We start from the raw sequence: 15,123 nt of genomic DNA, 5'->3' as shown, positions 1-15,123 counted from the left end.
GCTAGCCTCACTTGACTACTCCTTTGTTATCTCAGGCCCAGTTGCATCGCCGCATGTACGGTCAAATCCCGATGAGCCTGATTGACGATCGGGTAGTCACCGGAGCGGAGCATGTCCAAAGACAGGTCGGGTTCTCGTGCAATAAGAGTGTTGAGCTTCTCACGCCCTTTTGCTGTCTCGCCCAGCAGTGCGTATGCGGTCATCAGATCCATGATCGTTGGGCGAAACAGAATATGCTCAAGGGATGCCTCACCCGATTGTATTGCCTTGCGCGGCTGACCGGCCATCAAATAGGCAAACTGTTCAATGGCAAGTGCAAACGGTTGCGCCACCGTGCCTCGGCAAAGCCAAACCGCATTCCGGGCCGCTTTCACGGCCTCCGTCGATTTGCCACAATACACGCACGCAACAGCATAGAAGGTCCAGCACGCACCGTTCCCGGGCAACAGTCGGACCGCCTCTCGGGTCAAGGTCAGGTTGCGTTCCAGGTCGTGCAACAAGAAGCCGTAGCTGTGGCCTGCCAGGGCAAAAGCAAGGCCATTGCCGGGCGCCAGCCGCATTGCCGTCCGGAAGCTCTCCATCACCTGCTGACTGTCAAGTGTGGCGTGCCTTTTCCGCTCGTTCAGCAGCATCAAGTGCCCGACGCCAAGGAGGGCGTGATAAAGGCCATTCTCTTCAGCGGCCAAAGCCCCCTCGCTGCACCTTATGATTTCCCGGGGTGCCATTGATCCCGGCACGAGCATGCCCATCAATGCCTGACAGCAGTTGGCGTGTGCGCTCCATTGCGCGCCGCGCAGGCTCTTCGCCTCTGTCCGAATGGCGAAGTCCTGGAGCATCTGAACTATCTCGGATTGAATCCGGCGCAGCTCATACCATCGGTTTGGCTCTATCTCGCGACGAATCTGCCATCTAAGCGAACCAAAACCGTCCGTGATGGAGATGGACAAGGTTCCTCCCGATCCCAGGCGAAGCGCGCGCATCCGCATCACCATGTCTGTGGCGCGCGGCGACCGGGCGTCGTCGCTTTGAACTCCTATCACTGTGTTGAGGCCTAAGACGGAAAGAGCCTCAATGATACTCTCGGTCAGGGATTCACATATTCCCGCAAGTCCGTCGTCCGCCATGGGGTGGGAGGGCAGGTCAAGATGCCAGCGCCTGTCTGGCAGGCCCGGCGCGTCGACCAAACCCCATCGCGTGTCGCGCGCTTCAACCTCGCTGCGGATTTGCCGTAGCCAGTCGTTGAAGCCCTCTTCTCGCAGATCCAGGCCCCGCAAAACTTCGCCTCTTGCACCTGGCACGACATGGTCGAAGTCGATGTAACTTTGTTCCAGCCAGATCCATGTACGGTCTGCGACCAAGACTTCAGCTTCGGCGTTGAATATGGTGCGCAGGCTCGTCAATGATTGCCGCAGGCTCGCAGCGGCCTGCGCCGGTCCGCGATCGCCCCACAGCTTGTCCTGAAGCCAGGTGCGGGTCTGACGATGATTTCGCGTCAGTGCAAGCATCGCAATGAGCGCACAGTCCTTGCGACCTGCTGGCCGAATCGAATGCCCGTTGCGATCGACAAGATCGAACGCACCAAGAACTTTAACTGAAAATGGCTTCGATGATCGCATAAAGAACTCGTCGGCTTGAGGTTCAGCGGGCTCAATCGAAATATGCTTCTATGGAATTCAAAGTGTTCGGTATTGCGCAATCACTGGAGATATCATCGATAAAATTTTACTAAATATCAAGCGAAACAAATATAAATAGATCGCGGATGAATGATGCATTTCAGCGTATATATTTCGATGATATATTATAGTTATTTGTAGATAGACGATAAATATTGGTGGTCATTGTCAGTATCGGTCGGCGGATGTTTAAAAATTTTATTTCGTGGCGCTGATTGTGCCAGACATGGCTAAACAGACTAGGTCAGAATGCCTCCGGCAAAACTGGTCCGCCACAAAATTGGTGTGGCAGCGCCCGTTTTTGTAGGCTCGCGTTGTATGCCCTTCATTCTCTGCCTAAAGTATTCATTACTCTCTGGGGCAGATCAAAGGCTGACGTCAACGGGGCGGGCGGGCGGTCGTTCTTTCTGCTCCTCGTGGTCAAGTTTGATGGGACGCTGAATTGCGTGGTGAGGGCGACAGGCCTTCTACGGCTCGCTCGGATCGGCTCATGTTCAGCCGCCTATGGCGTCATATCCGGGTTCGACACTCGGAAAACAAAGCTCCACACGCGTTCCTTCCCCCAGCCGAGAGGTGATCCTGACTTCCCCGCCAGACTGGCGCACGAAGCCATAGACCATCGCCAGCCCAAGGCCCGACCCCCCGGTTTTCGAACGTGTCGTGAAATAGGGTTCCATCGCCTGGTCGAGGACTTCAGGCGACATGCCGACACCTTCGTCAACGACGGCTATGATGACGGTTTCGGTGTTTCCCAATGCTTCCACGCGGATCGCGCCGCCATCCGGCATGGCGGCCGATGCGTTGAGGCATAGGTTCAGGATGGATTGCTCGAGCAGCGCAGCATCGAGGTTGACGGTTGGCAGATTGGCTGCAAGGTCGAGTTCCAGTCGATTGCGGCTGCCGATCGCCATTTCCAGAACATCAGCCATCCCCTGAAGGATCGTGGCAACCTCGATCGCTGCTGGACGTATCTGCTGCTGGCTACCGACGGACAACATGCTTGAGGCGAGCGCTCGCCCGCGCTCGGCAGCCTTGCGTATGCGTCCCAGGTGGCGCTTCTGCCGTTCCGTGAAGCCGGGTTCGCGCTCCAGCAGGCCAAGGCTTCCGGTGATGATGCCGATCATATTGCCGACCTCGTGGCTCACCTGGTGCGTCATGCGCATCACCACATCCAGGCGCTGGGCACGGGCCGCTTCCATCTCCTGGCGATCCATCGCCGTGACGTCGCGGGCGAGCAGGACCAGCCCTCCGTCCGGTTGCCTTGATGCAGAAATCTCTACGACCTGATCGTCGACAAACCGGTGCCGAAGCACTTGACGCTCGACAAGCGAGCCGCTGTCATTTTCGGTCGGCATGAGCAGAGGATCGATCTCCGGGACCGTTGCAACGAACCGGCGCAGTGACATTTTTCGGGACGATCCCGTCTGCCGCATCAGTTCAATGATGCGACGGTTCATGGTGATCGGTCGGCCGGCGGGATCGAAGAGGGCAATGCCCTCATTCATCGTTCGAAAAGTCGATCGTATTGTACGAGCAGCAGCTTCTGCGGTGCGTCTGAGACGCGACAGGCGATCGACGCTCTCCTTGAAAGCGCGAAAGGCGTCGAGCAAGCGGATCAGTTCGGTTTCAGTGCCTGCATAAACGGGGGGCCCGACATTCTCCTCTCCGCGCGCCAGCGCATTCATGCCGCGGGAGAGGTCACCTATTCCGTGTGAAACGCGCATGACCGAGCGGATGGAGAGAATTGCCAGGATGACGACCGCAAAGGACGCGAGCACGATCATGACAAGCAACTGGCGCAACGCGCTCGAGGTGGCTTCGAGGTTCTGGTTCAGCGCGCTGGCAACAAACGCACTCTGGGTTTCGGTTGCATGAGAGAGGTCACGCGAGACGGTGTGCAGGCGTGAGACGGATGCGCGGATGGTAAACATTTCAAGGAGGTAACGTGTCTGTGCCTCGAAGATCCTTCGATAAGGTTCGAGCTGTTCAGGCAATACCCGCAGATTGGGGCCTGGTACCAGCATTCGAAAGTTTGTCTCGGCTACGAAGCGTCGTTGAAGTTCGCCAAGCTGAAAGAGGCTATCCGATGTCGATGCAGATTGTGCGATGCCATTCAGACGCTGCCGCAGATCCTGATCCTGAATGGTGCGAGCAGTGGCTATCTCTCCGAGCGCGACGGCTGCTTCCGCTTTGTGCTCCTGGGCGGCATCTGCATTGGCTGCAAGTGCAAGCGTCTGTGCTTCTATATCTTCGAGGAGTTCAATGATGCGGCGCGCATCAGCGCCTTGCATGGTCACAGCTGGCTGGTCCGGTGTCATTGTCTTAAGCAGCGTCTCCACCTGCGCGACCACGGCGCGGCTTTCGCTCGAGACACGGTAGGGAGACGTGGCATTCATCAGGAATGGCGCGCTCGAAACAAGGTCGGAAACTTGCCTCGAAACAAGTGAAGCCTTGGCGAGGCTCGTGAAGGCCTTCACGCTGTAGGCGGACATTTCATTGCGCGCCCTTTGAAGGCCATAAATGGCGACGGTGGACAGGAGCAGAACCGATACGCAGATGAAGGCGATTGCGAATGGCAACCGAAAGGCGATCGAGGAGACGAAGGCGCGGTTGATCAAGGCAATGATCCGGCGTCGTCGGTGTACAAAACATAACCCTTGCCGCGCCGCGTCTGGATATGGCGTGGGAGGTCGGGGTTCCGCTCGATCTTACGCCTGAGACGCAGTACCAGAACATCGACGTTGCGGTCTACGAACCGATCGGAGTCGGCCCCCATCCGGTCGAGAATCTGTGCGCGGCTGACCGGTGTATTCGGCGTCTCGGCGAGGATTTCCAGCAAGGCGAATTCGGCGGATGTCAGCGTCTTTGTCGGATCGGTGAGGCATACGGCCCGGCGTTGAGCGAGATCAATGGCCCATTCGCCGAGCCGGAGCGCTGCCGGCGTCTGTTCGCGGTCGCTCTCCCTGTCGTGGCGCAATTGCGGATGGGTGCGACGGAGAACCGCCTTGATCCGTGCGGTCAGCTCATTCGGTTCGAACGGTTTTACCACATAGTCATCCGCTGCCGTCTCCAGTCCCAGCACCCGATCGGTTGCGCTGCCTGCTGCCGTCACCATGACGATGCCGACATCGGTCTGGGCCCTCAGGCGCTGGGCAAAGGCCCGGCCCGAGAGGCCAGGCAGATTGTGGTCGACCAGAACCAACTGAACCGTTTCCTGTTGCAACCGCTCCTGCGCAGCCTCGGCTGAGGGGGCAGTCACCGGGATCCAGCCCTCTGCCTCCACCAGGTCACAGATAAGCTCCGCCATATCCGGATCGTCCTCGACGATCAGAATTTTTACCTTCTGGTTCAACACGTTGCAGTCCTCCCACCGGCATCATAACCGCGCAGGTCGAAAACGCCAAAGATTTGGTGGTTATCGGCAGACGTCACAATTGTAACATTTGCAATCTCTGCAACGGGTGACGAGGTCATGGTGAAAGATCGGTAACCATTCTCCGGGTTGCCAGCCCGGACCGATATGGACATGCTTCATTCATTGGAACGGGGAGGTTCCAAGGGAGGACGACGTGAAGTTTTTGACCGCCATCTGTGCGGGGGTTCTTGCGACCCTTGCCACGGCTACGATTTCCCGGGCCGCATACACGCTGACCATTCTCTGCGGTGTCGACGAGGTCTGGTGCACCGTCATGGAGAAGACTTACGAGGCCAGAACCGGCCTTGCCGTCAACATGACGCGGATGAGCACCGGCGAGATACTCGACTTCGTTCGGGCCGAGAAGGATGCGCCCACCGTCGATGTCTGGTTTGGCGGCACTGGTGTCACGCATCTGCAGGCCGCCTATGAGGGCCTTCTCGAAGCCTATCGCCCACAGCAGGAAGCGGACCTTCTGCCCTGGGCTCGGAATTTCTTCTCTTTGTCTGGCGGCACATCCGCCGGTCTATACGCCGGCGCGCTCGGCTTTGCCTACAATGCAGACCTTCTTGCGTCTGCCAGTCTGCCGGCGCCCAACTGCTGGAAGGATCTCGCCAAGCCGATCTATCGCGGCCATATCCTCTCTGGAAACCCGCATTCCTCTGGTACGGCCTTCACCACGCTGGTGACCCTGGTGCAGTTGCTCGGAGAGGATGATGCCTTCGCCTACATGAAGGACCTCGGCCGAAACATTGTCGAATACACGAAAGCCGGTGCCGAGCCGGTCAAGGCTGCGGGCAGGGGGGAGGCGATGATCGGCATATCCTTCATGCATGATGCCGTGACGCAGAAGGAGGCCGGCGCCCCTCTCGTCATCGTCGCGCCCTGCGAAGGCACCGGCTACGAAATCGGCGCGGTCAGCATCGTCAAGGGCAGTCGTCATCTGGAGGCGGCGCGTCGCTTCGTCGATTTTGCGCTGAGCCCGGAGGGGCAGGCGACCGGTGCCGCAGCCGGCCAGAATCAGGTGCCATCCAATGCCAAGGCGGTGTTGCCGCCTGCGGCTCCCGACATCTCGATGATCAAGATGGTGGACTATGATTTTGCCACCTTCGGTTCACCCGAACAGCGAAGTCGGCTGCTGAGCCGCTTCGACACCGAGATCAATCCGACCAACTGATTTTTTAACGACCGGACGATCCCCGACCCGGTGCCCTTGCGGCACCGCCGCCGAAGGCTTGTCCGTTGTCTTCGACTTCCATCAGACGCAAACAACAGGAGGAACCCCATGCGACTGACACTGCTTTCCACTCTTCTTTTCGCCGGCACGAGCCTGACGGCCGGTTCGGCCCTGGCTGCCGGTGAACTCAACCTCATCTGCGCCGCCGACGTTGTCATCTGCGAACAAATGAAGGGCGATTTTGAAAAGGCCCATGACATCAAGGTGAACATGGTGCGCATGTCCTCGGGCGAGGCCTATGCCAAGATCCGCGCCGAGGCCCGCAACCCCAAGACCGACCTCTGGTGGGCCGGTACCGGCGATCCCCATCTCCAGGCGGCATCCGAAGGGCTGACGGCGGAATACAAGTCGCCGATGCTCGACCAGCTGCAGGATTGGGCGAAGAGCCAGGCCGAAAGCTCCGGTTACAAGACCGTCGGTGTTTATGCCGGCGCACTCGGCTGGGGTTACAACACCGCGATCTTCAAGCAGAAGGGTTACAAGGAGCCTGTCTGCTGGGCCGACCTGCTCGCACCCGAGCTGAAGGGCGAGATCCAGATCGCCAATCCGAATTCGTCGGGCACCGCCTACACCGCGCTCGCCTCGCTCGTGCAGATCATGGGCGAAGACAAGGCCTTCGAATATCTGAAGGCGCTCAACGGCAACATCTCGCAATACACCAAGTCGGGTTCGGCGCCGGTCAAGGCCGCTGCCCGTGGCGAAACCGGGCTCGGCATCGTCTTCATGCATGACGCTGTCGCGCAGACGGCGGAAGGTTTCCCGGTCAAGTCGATCGCCCCATGCGAAGGCACCGGCTACGAAATCGGCTCCATGTCGATCGTCAAGGGTGCACGCAACATGGAGAACGCCAAGACCTGGTACGACTGGTCACTGAAGCCGGAAGTGCAGTCTCGCATGAAGGATGCCAAGTCCTTCCAGCTTCCGTCGAACAAGAGCGCGGAGATTCCGAAAGAAGCGCCCCGGTTTGAAGACATCAAGCTCATCGATTACGACTTCAAGACCTATGGTGACCCGGCCAAGCGCAAGGCGCTGCTGGAACGCTGGGATCGCGAAGTCGGCGCTGTCGCCAACTGATCGTCCATCAGTCCAGCCGGCGGCTTGATGCCGCCGGCACCTTCTCCATTTTCCGACATGCGTGAACGAGGTCGACCATGAGACATGGCAACCGCAGACTGGACCTGTTGCTGGCCGTTGGCGCCGCGTCCTTCATCCTGTTCCCCTGGTACAGGCTGGAATCCGGCTTCTTCAGGCTGCGCTGGCTTGGCGATTTTCCCTTCACCCCGGAGACAGCACCCGGCCTGCTGCAACTTTTGGGCCATGGCCGCCTCTGGCTTCTCGGGGTCGTGCTGTTTTTCGGCATCGCGCTTGCGGCCCGTTTCGTCGCAGACCCGATGCGCCGGGGCGCGCTGTTTGCCGCATCCGGGGCCGCAGGCCTCGTTTATCTCTGCCTGCAGGGCCTGGCGGTCGGGTTTTCCGGCTGGACCTGGGGGATCAGCGAAACCCTTTTTGGAGTGCTGTCCAATGGGCAGCCCTCCATGGGGGCCGGTGCCGTTTTGATGGCGATTGTCTTCGTCCTGATGTTCGCCTTCGGTCTCGTCGAGCGCGGCGTGATGAAGGGCGATGCCTTCGTCGTCGGTTCGATTTCGCTTCTTGTCTTCCTCGTCTTTGTCTTCGTCTTTTATCCGATCGGCAGCATGTTCCTCGCCGCCGTCCAGGATTTTGATGGCTCCTTCAATCCGGACGGTTTTATCCGCAATATGCAGGATCCGGGCATATGGAGCTTCAATTGCCTCGTGGGTGAAGGGCGCTGCGGCGTCGCCTGGCGCACCTTTACGCTCGCCATCATGACGGCGTCGGCCTCCACCTTGCTCGGCCTTGCCTTTGCACTGGTGGCGACCCGCACCCGCTTCCCTTTCAAGAAGGGGCTGCGCGTCCTCACCATCCTGCCGATCATTACGCCGCCTTTCGTCATCGGCCTTGCGCTCGTGCTGCTTTTCGGCCGCGCCGGCGTGGTCACCGAGAGCCTGTCCAGCCTGTTCGGCATCGAGCCCGGCCGCTGGCTCTATGGCCTGACCGGCATCTGGATCGCCCAGGTTCTGTCCTTCACGCCGATTTCCTTCCTCGTGCTGATCGGTGTTGTCGAGGGCGTCAGCCCCTCCATGGAAGAGGCGTCGCAGACGCTGAGGGCGAACCGTTGGCGCACTTTCTGGCGTGTCTCGCTGCCGCTGATGAAGCCGGGTCTCGCCAACGCCTTCCTGATCGGCTTCATCGAAAGCATGGCTGATTTCGGCAATCCGCTGGTTCTCGGCGGCAGCAACGGCGTGCTCTCGACCGAAATCTTCTTTGCCGTGGTCGGCTCGCAGAACGATCCTTCACGGGCGGCAGTGCTCGCGCTTGTCCTGCTCGTCTTCACGCTCTCGGCCTTTCTCGCCCAGCGCGTCTGGCTGTCGGGCAAGAATTTTGCGACCGTCACCGGCAAGGGAGACAGCGGCGCCCATGCCGCCCTGCCGCGCAGCATCTCGATCGGCGTTCACGCCCTCGTCGTCCCGTGGATGGTTTTCACCGTCGTGGTCTATGGCATGATCCTCTTTGGTGGCTTCGTCACCACCTGGGGCCTCGACAACACGCTGACGCTCGACCACTACGCCCGTGCCTTTTCCGTCAGCATCCAGAACGGCGCGATCGCCTGGACGGGTGTCGCCTGGAACTCCTTCTGGACGACCATGGAGATTTCGCTTGTCTCCGCACCGCTCACCGCGGCCGTCGGCCTTCTCACGGCTTACATCATCGTCCGGCAGAAATTCGCCGGCCGGAACCTCTTCGAGTTCGCGCTGATGATGAGCTTTGCCATTCCGGGCACGGTCATCGGCGTCAGCTACATCATGGCGTTCAACCTGCCGCCGCTCGAAATGACGGGATCAGCCCTGATCCTCATCGCCTGCTTCGTTTTCCGCAACATGCCGGTTGGCGTGCGCGGCGGGATCGCAGCGATGAGCCAGCTCGACAAGAGCCTGGATGAAGCCTCGCTTACCCTGCGCGCAAATAGCTTCCGCACGGTGCGCAAGATCATCCTGCCGCTCCTGCGGCCCGCCATCACCGCCGCACTCGTCTACTCCTTCGTGCGGGCCATCACCTCGATCAGCGCCGTCATCTTCCTGGTCAGTGCCGAACACAACATGGCGACCTCCTATATCGTCGGCCTCGTCGAAAACGGCGAATACGGCGTGGCGATCGCCTATTCCTCGATGCTGATCGTCGTGATGATCACCGTCATCGGCGTCTTCCAGCTCCTTGTCGGCGAACGCAAGCTGCGCCGCGAAAACCGTATCGCCGGTCTCGGCAATACCCGTCCCGTTCCTCTCGGTCAGGAGAAAACCGCATGATCACCGTCAAAGCCGGGTCCGTCACCTTCCAGAATGTGCGCAAGACCTTCGGCGCCTTCACCGCCATCCATGATCTGTCGCTTACCATCGAGCCGGGCACGCTGGTGACCCTGCTCGGCCCCTCCGGCTGCGGCAAGACGACGACGCTGCGCATGCTGGCTGGGCTCGAACATCCGAGTTCCGGCAAGATCCTGATCGGCGGCAAGGATGTGACCATGCTGCCGGCCAACGAGCGTGACGTCTCGATGGTCTTCCAGTCCTACGCGCTCTTTCCGCACATGACCTCGCTCGAAAACGTTGCCTATGGTCTGCAGTCGTCCGGTCTGGCCAAAAAGGAAGCGCGCGAAAAGGCCGAGGACGGCCTGAAGCTGGTCGGTCTCGCCGGCATGGGCCACCGCCTGCCTGCCGAGCTTTCCGGTGGCCAGCAGCAGCGCGTCGCCGTGGCGCGCGCTCTGGTGCTGGAGCCGCAGGTCCTGCTGCTTGACGAGCCGCTCTCCAACCTCGATGCACGCTTGAGGCGTCGGGTTCGCACCGAAATCCGCGATCTCCAGCAGCGGCTCGGTTTCACCGCCGTTTACGTCACCCACGATCAGGACGAAGCGCTTGCCGTCTCCGACCGGATTATCGTGATGAAGGATGGAGAAATCGCCCAATCCGGTGCCCCGCGCGAACTCTACGAAGCGCCGGCCTCGCCCTTCATCGCCGATTTCATGGGGGAGGCGAATGTGCTTACCTGTGAAGTGGTACAATCCAATGGGGCGGAGGTGCTCGTACGGGTCAGCAATATCGAACATCACCTGCTCTCCAAGGCGGGTCGAGGCCCGGCCAAGCTCGCGGTTCGACCCGGTGCCATCAGGATTGGTGCGGCCGGCCTGGAGGGTTTGAAGGGGCGGGTTCTTCATTCCGCCTATCTCGGCGGTCATGTCGAATATGAGGTCGAAACCGATGTCGGCACCCTCTTCGTCATCGACCACGATGTCGACCACGCCCATGCCGCCACAAGCGACGTCACACTGGCGTTCAAGAACCGTGGCATTGCCGTGATCAATGGCTGATGATTTTACAATAAGATCAAGGAAGACGAAAATGACAATGAATGATACGGCACTCGCCGCGCGTTTTGCCCTGGCCAAGACGCTGGCGGCCGAAGCGGGAGCGATGGCCCTCGACTATTTCAATCGGCGCGACACGCTGGTGATCGAGACGAAGCGCGATTTGCAGGACGTTGTTTCGGTCGCCGACCGCAACGTCGAAACCTTCCTGAAGGAACGTGTCGCCGAAATCTACGCGAACGACGGCTTCCTGGGGGAGGAGTTCGGCCATGACGAAGGGACCTCCGGCTTCACCTGGGTTGTCGATCCGATCGACGGCACGGCCCCCTTCGTCAACGGCATGCCGACCTGGTGTGTGTCCGTTGCAATCGTCAGGGATGGCCAACCGGTCGTGGGTGTGATCCATGTGCCCTGCTCGGACGAGCTTTACGCCTCGGCCCTCCATTTCGGGGCGACGCTGAATGAAAAGCCGCTGCAACTCGATCCCACCCGCAATCTGCAGAATGCGATGACGGGGATTGGCTGCAATAACTACGTGACCCCGCAGCGCGTCGGCGCCATTATCGCGGGCCTGATGGACCTGGGCGGCAACTTCATCCGCAACGGGTCGGGTGCGCTGATGCTTGCCTATGTCGCCGCCGGCCGCTTGGTTGGATATTACGAGCCCCACATGCGCGCCTGGGACTGCATGGCGGGCTTCTGCCTGGTCCGCGAAGCCGGAGGCAAGAACCTGGATTTCCCAGGAGCGGGCGCCGAGTTCCTGAATGGGCATCCGGTGCTTGCCGCTAACCCGTCCTGCTATGACGAACTCTTGCAGCTTCATATGCGCAATCTTTGACGCGAAGGCGGTCGCCCCGATGAGCTGCAGCCAGAAGCGCCAGAGCCCTTGAGGGATATGACTTCCGCTTTGCTTGCGGATTGAAGCGGGGCCGGGGGCGGCCCCGCTCAACATCTTTAGGAAGCCAAAGCGCGACGCGGGCGAAGCATCGAAAAAGTGCAAATCTGATGACCTGGTTCTGATCTTCACCATGTCGTCATGAAAAAAGACATCAAACGGACCATGGATCCCAATAGGGCGGATTGCCGAATGCAATCTTCAAATGATCGGCTATGGCGCGCAGCTTGGCTTGTGGCTGGCGCCCTTGCGGGTGGGCCATGAAGATGAATTCCAGTTCCGGCTTGTGATCGACCTCTACTTCCTGAAGCAAACCATCGCGAATGGCAGGGCCGGCGATGAACGCGGGTAAGAGCGCCAGGCCGAGGCCTGCAATGGCGGCATCGCGCATCATATCGCCGTTGTTGATCGCAAGCCCAAGTTTGGCCCGGACGATGACGTTGCCGGCGTCGGTCTGAAATCGCCAGTCGGCGACACCACGGTTCGTGTAGAAAATGCCCTTGTGCTGTTCCAGATCCTGCAGTGTGCGAGGGGTGCCGAAACGCGAGAGGTAGTCAGCAGAGGCCGTCAACATCCGACGGCTGGGCGCCAGTTTCCAGGCAATCAACCGCGATTCCGATATGGGGCCATGGCGAATGATCGCGTCATAACCATCGGCTGCAGGATCGACCCTGCGATCATCGATATCCAGCGTGAGTTCCAGTTTCGGATGCCGGGCCAGGAAGGGATAGAGGGCTGGGCCAAGATGCATGCGGCCAAAGGTGACGGGGGCTGCAATCCGCAACGGCCCCACAATCTCGCCGCGGCGCTCCGACATCTCTTCGGCTGCTGCTTGCATTTCGAGGGTAATGCGGCGGGCGCGTTCGAGAAAGGCCTGCCCGCTCTCGGTCAAGGTGAGCTTTCGGGTCGTCCTTTGCAGCAGCAGCCCACCGAGCGCCTTTTCCAGCTCGGCCAACCGTTCGCTGACGACGGACTTGGACAGCCTCAGCCGTCTGGCCGCCTCGCTGATGGAGCCACTTTCGACCACAGCCACAAAGGTGACGATCCCTTCGGTCCGCATCAACATTGTTCGGCATCTCCGGATTACAGATCCAGTATCTGCCGACTAATCCGAACAATGGCAAGGTGCCATCTTCAGTCCATCGAAGAGAGCGGCGGGTTGCTGCTCACAGATGGAGATGAGGATATGACACGGCTCAACAACAAGGTTGCCATCGTCACCGGCGCAAGTTCGGGCATTGGCAGGGCAACGGCAAAGCTTTTTGCCGCAGAGGGCGCAAAGGTTATCGTTGGCGCCCGCCGACAGGCGGAACTCGATAGCCTGGTTGCCGAAATCGAGGCCGCAGGCGGCCAGGCGATTGCGATCGCTGGAGATGTGCGGGCTGAAGAGTATCACCAGCGTCTGGTGGCAACCGCAATCGAGCGTTACGGCAAGCTCGACATTGCCTTCAACAATGCGGGCACGCTGGGCGAAGCCGGTCCGACAACAGGTGTGTCAGAGCAGGGTTTTGCCGATACGCTGGCAATCAATCTGACGGCGTCATTCCTCGCGGCCAAACATCAGGCAGCCGCGATGGAAAAGAACGGCGCGGGCTCGATGATCTTTACGTCGACCTTTGTCGGTTACAGCTATTCTTTCCCCGGCGTTGCAGCCTATTCCGCCAGCAAGTCCGGCCTGATTGGCCTCACGCAGGCGCTGGCTGCCGAGTTTGGTGCAAAGAACATCCGGGTTAATGCCATCCTGCCTGGCGCGGTTGATACGGACATGTACCGCGAAATGAATGATACACCTGAAAAGCAGGCTTTCGTTACCGCCCTGCATGCGCTGAAGCGTGTTGCCACGGCCGAGGAAATTGCACGATCCGTTCTCTATCTCGCGTCCGATGACGCAAGCTTCGTCACCGGCACGGCATCTCTGGTGGATGGCGGGACATCGATCACCCGGACCTGAATTTGCCAGCCGGCAAGCGGGCGAGAGCCATCGTCCGCTTGCCGCTGAGGGCGCAAACCCTGTCAGGCAGAGGGTATGGATGCGCGAGCGACCGACAAGGACGGTCGAAACCGTAACACTGCCATAATGCCGGCGGCCAGCGAGGCGAGCAAAAGGATGAGCTGGCAGGCGATGACCGCGGGCTCGTTGCCGAGTGGCGCCAGCGCATGCAACGGTCCGATCTTCTGAAACGACTGGATGATCAGGACCAGCGTGTTGAAGAACATCAGAAGCGTGACACCCGCCACATAGGTTGGCCGCCAGAACCCCGCCAATCTTCCCCGGTAGCGCGCATAAAGTGTTACCAGGAGGATGACGGTACAGAGGATGCCGACATTGATCGCCGGCGTTATGCCGTTGAAAGGAAACAGGAAGCCGGTCACGAGCGTCACCGCCATCGTCACCAGAAACCATTGCGCAAGGACACCATCCTTGCCGTTTCCGATCAGCCGGCGGATGAGGCCAAGGCCTGCCACAACGGCAACAAGACTTATCAGCACATGAAAGAGAGTAAGGACCAGGATTGCAGACATGTGAACCCCCTCGAGCTATGTCATCATGGCATGTCGACGTTTACGGGTGGATCGAGGCAAAGACGATGTCGGCAAATCCCGGCACCGCTGCTTGACGCGCCCAATCCCGTTGCAGTTCACAGGCGAGTTGTATCCAGGTGATCGGTTTGGCCCCCGCCTGCATGATCCGATCAAGACCTGCAGAATGCGCGCATTGAGAGGTTCCTGCAACAGCATCTACAACCGGATAGACCTCGAACCTCTCTTTCAGCGCGTCGAGAGCCGGAAAAACCAGGCAGACTTCGGTCCAGAGCGCCACCATGATCAGCTTGCAGCGACCGGTTGCTCGCACGGCATTGGCAAAATCCACATCCTCCCAGGCATTGATCGATATCCGATCGATGGGAATGACATCGGTCAGGGCTTCGGTCAGTTGATGAATGGTGGGTCGGTTGCGGCCGGTTTCCACATTCACGGTCGAAAGAATGATCGGCAGGCCAAAAAAGTTTTGCGGTCCTGGCGACCGCCACCACGTTGGCGACGAGTTGGCGCCGTTCCATCGTGACAACAGAGGCGACCTGTACCGGCTGGAAATCGATGATGACGAGTGCGGCATTTTCCGGCGTCAGCATATGATCTTCCACGGGATCACGGATGGTGGCAGGCGAGGTCATGGGCAAACTTTTCAAGGATTGGGACGGGGCACGACATGCGGCAAGCGAAGGCCGGAAGGGTCAGGTGGCGTTGACCGGCTCCTACTTCTGGCCATCGAAGCCTTCGGCAGTCGATATCTGTTTGCCTGGTGAGTATGGCGATCGATCCGCAGCTATTCTGGCAAGTGCAGGGGACAAAGTCCTGAGGCCTGGCTGAAATATTCCTGAAAAATCCGGGTGTGATCGGCCCGCTCGCTTTAAGGGTTGCGGGCACTAAATTTGGATTCTCATTGCCAATGTAAAACGATCG

Annotated in this window: 12 protein-coding genes; 6 read left to right on the top strand and 6 right to left on the bottom strand. The window is 59.6% G+C overall.

The window, feature by feature from the left end:
* Positions 1-26 precede the first annotated feature (26 nt).
* The 3 genes from AC4CWF_RS15230 to AC4CWF_RS15220 form a co-directional block, all read right to left on the bottom strand.
* Complete coding sequence (locus AC4CWF_RS15230) at positions 27-1,616, bottom strand: AfsR/SARP family transcriptional regulator (protein ID WP_491282480.1); 1,590 nt, start codon at positions 1,614-1,616, stop codon at positions 27-29.
* Between the two features lie 554 nt (positions 1,617-2,170).
* Positions 2,171-4,294, bottom strand: a complete 2,124-nt coding sequence (locus tag AC4CWF_RS15225) for a sensor histidine kinase (protein ID WP_491282479.1) — start codon at positions 4,292-4,294, stop codon at positions 2,171-2,173.
* Entirely contained in the window at positions 4,291-5,031 is a 741-nt protein-coding gene (locus AC4CWF_RS15220; protein WP_491282478.1) for a response regulator transcription factor, read from the bottom strand. Before AC4CWF_RS15220 ends, AC4CWF_RS15225 begins: the two co-directional genes overlap by 4 nt.
* 214 nt (positions 5,032-5,245) lie before the next feature.
* Here AC4CWF_RS15220 and AC4CWF_RS15215 point away from each other — a divergent pair, with 214 nt between their 5' ends.
* From AC4CWF_RS15215 to AC4CWF_RS15195, 5 genes are all read left to right on the top strand, one after another.
* Positions 5,246-6,268: an ABC transporter substrate-binding protein gene (locus AC4CWF_RS15215; RefSeq protein ID WP_491282477.1), complete on the top strand. Its 1,023-nt coding sequence runs from the start codon at positions 5,246-5,248 to the stop codon at positions 6,266-6,268.
* A gap of 108 nt (positions 6,269-6,376) precedes the next feature.
* The gene (locus tag AC4CWF_RS15210; protein ID WP_491282476.1) at positions 6,377-7,402 is read left to right on the top strand and encodes an ABC transporter substrate-binding protein; all 1,026 of its coding nucleotides are present in this window, start codon (positions 6,377-6,379) and stop codon (positions 7,400-7,402) included.
* A 77-nt stretch (positions 7,403-7,479) separates the two neighbouring features.
* Positions 7,480-9,711 carry an ABC transporter permease gene (locus AC4CWF_RS15205; protein ID WP_491282475.1) on the top strand — a complete coding sequence of 744 codons (2,232 nt, stop codon included), beginning with the start codon at positions 7,480-7,482 and terminating at the stop codon, positions 9,709-9,711.
* Entirely contained in the window at positions 9,708-10,766 is a 1,059-nt protein-coding gene (locus AC4CWF_RS15200) for an ABC transporter ATP-binding protein (RefSeq protein ID WP_491282474.1), read from the top strand. The genes AC4CWF_RS15205 and AC4CWF_RS15200 overlap by 4 nt, the downstream gene beginning before the upstream one ends.
* Before the next feature lie 31 nt (positions 10,767-10,797).
* Positions 10,798-11,601: an inositol monophosphatase family protein gene (locus AC4CWF_RS15195; protein ID WP_491282473.1), complete on the top strand. Its 804-nt coding sequence runs from the start codon at positions 10,798-10,800 to the stop codon at positions 11,599-11,601.
* Between the two features lie 211 nt (positions 11,602-11,812).
* Here the strand turns inward: AC4CWF_RS15195 and AC4CWF_RS15190 are convergent, their stop codons facing one another.
* Positions 11,813-12,721 carry a LysR family transcriptional regulator gene (locus AC4CWF_RS15190; protein ID WP_491285422.1) on the bottom strand — a complete coding sequence of 303 codons (909 nt, stop codon included), beginning with the start codon at positions 12,719-12,721 and terminating at the stop codon, positions 11,813-11,815.
* A 123-nt stretch (positions 12,722-12,844) separates the two neighbouring features.
* Here AC4CWF_RS15190 and AC4CWF_RS15185 point away from each other — a divergent pair, with 123 nt between their 5' ends.
* Positions 12,845-13,609: an SDR family oxidoreductase gene (locus tag AC4CWF_RS15185; RefSeq protein WP_491282472.1), complete on the top strand. Its 765-nt coding sequence runs from the start codon at positions 12,845-12,847 to the stop codon at positions 13,607-13,609.
* 62 nt (positions 13,610-13,671) lie between these two features.
* On the opposite strand, the gene AC4CWF_RS15180 is transcribed toward AC4CWF_RS15185, so the two are convergent.
* Both AC4CWF_RS15180 and AC4CWF_RS15175 read right to left on the bottom strand, forming a co-directional pair.
* Positions 13,672-14,181, bottom strand: coding sequence for a hypothetical protein (locus AC4CWF_RS15180; RefSeq protein ID WP_491282471.1), 510 nt, complete (start codon positions 14,179-14,181; stop codon positions 13,672-13,674).
* Between the two features lie 40 nt (positions 14,182-14,221).
* A complete protein-coding gene (locus AC4CWF_RS15175) occupies positions 14,222-14,629 on the bottom strand; it encodes an isochorismatase family protein (protein ID WP_491282470.1) in 408 nt (135 codons plus the stop codon).
* Positions 14,630-15,123 lie beyond the last annotated feature (494 nt).

It is taken from the genome of Neorhizobium sp. PAMB6630, assembly GCF_058242775.1.
The sequence above is the reverse complement of the archived record's forward strand: the minus strand, read 5'-3'. Positions and strand labels throughout refer to the sequence as shown.

Coding starts and splice junctions, on each gene's coding strand:
- AC4CWF_RS15230 (WP_491282480.1), bottom strand. CDS start 1,616: ATGCGATCATCGAAGCCATTTTCAGTTAAAGTTCTTGGTGCGTTCGAT.
- AC4CWF_RS15210 (WP_491282476.1), top strand. CDS start 6,377: ATGCGACTGACACTGCTTTCCACTCTTCTTTTCGCCGGCACGAGCCTG.
- AC4CWF_RS15205 (WP_491282475.1), top strand. CDS start 7,480: ATGAGACATGGCAACCGCAGACTGGACCTGTTGCTGGCCGTTGGCGCC.
- AC4CWF_RS15200 (WP_491282474.1), top strand. CDS start 9,708: ATGATCACCGTCAAAGCCGGGTCCGTCACCTTCCAGAATGTGCGCAAG.
- AC4CWF_RS15195 (WP_491282473.1), top strand. CDS start 10,798: ATGACAATGAATGATACGGCACTCGCCGCGCGTTTTGCCCTGGCCAAG.
- AC4CWF_RS15185 (WP_491282472.1), top strand. CDS start 12,845: ATGACACGGCTCAACAACAAGGTTGCCATCGTCACCGGCGCAAGTTCG.
- AC4CWF_RS15180 (WP_491282471.1), bottom strand. CDS start 14,181: ATGTCTGCAATCCTGGTCCTTACTCTCTTTCATGTGCTGATAAGTCTT.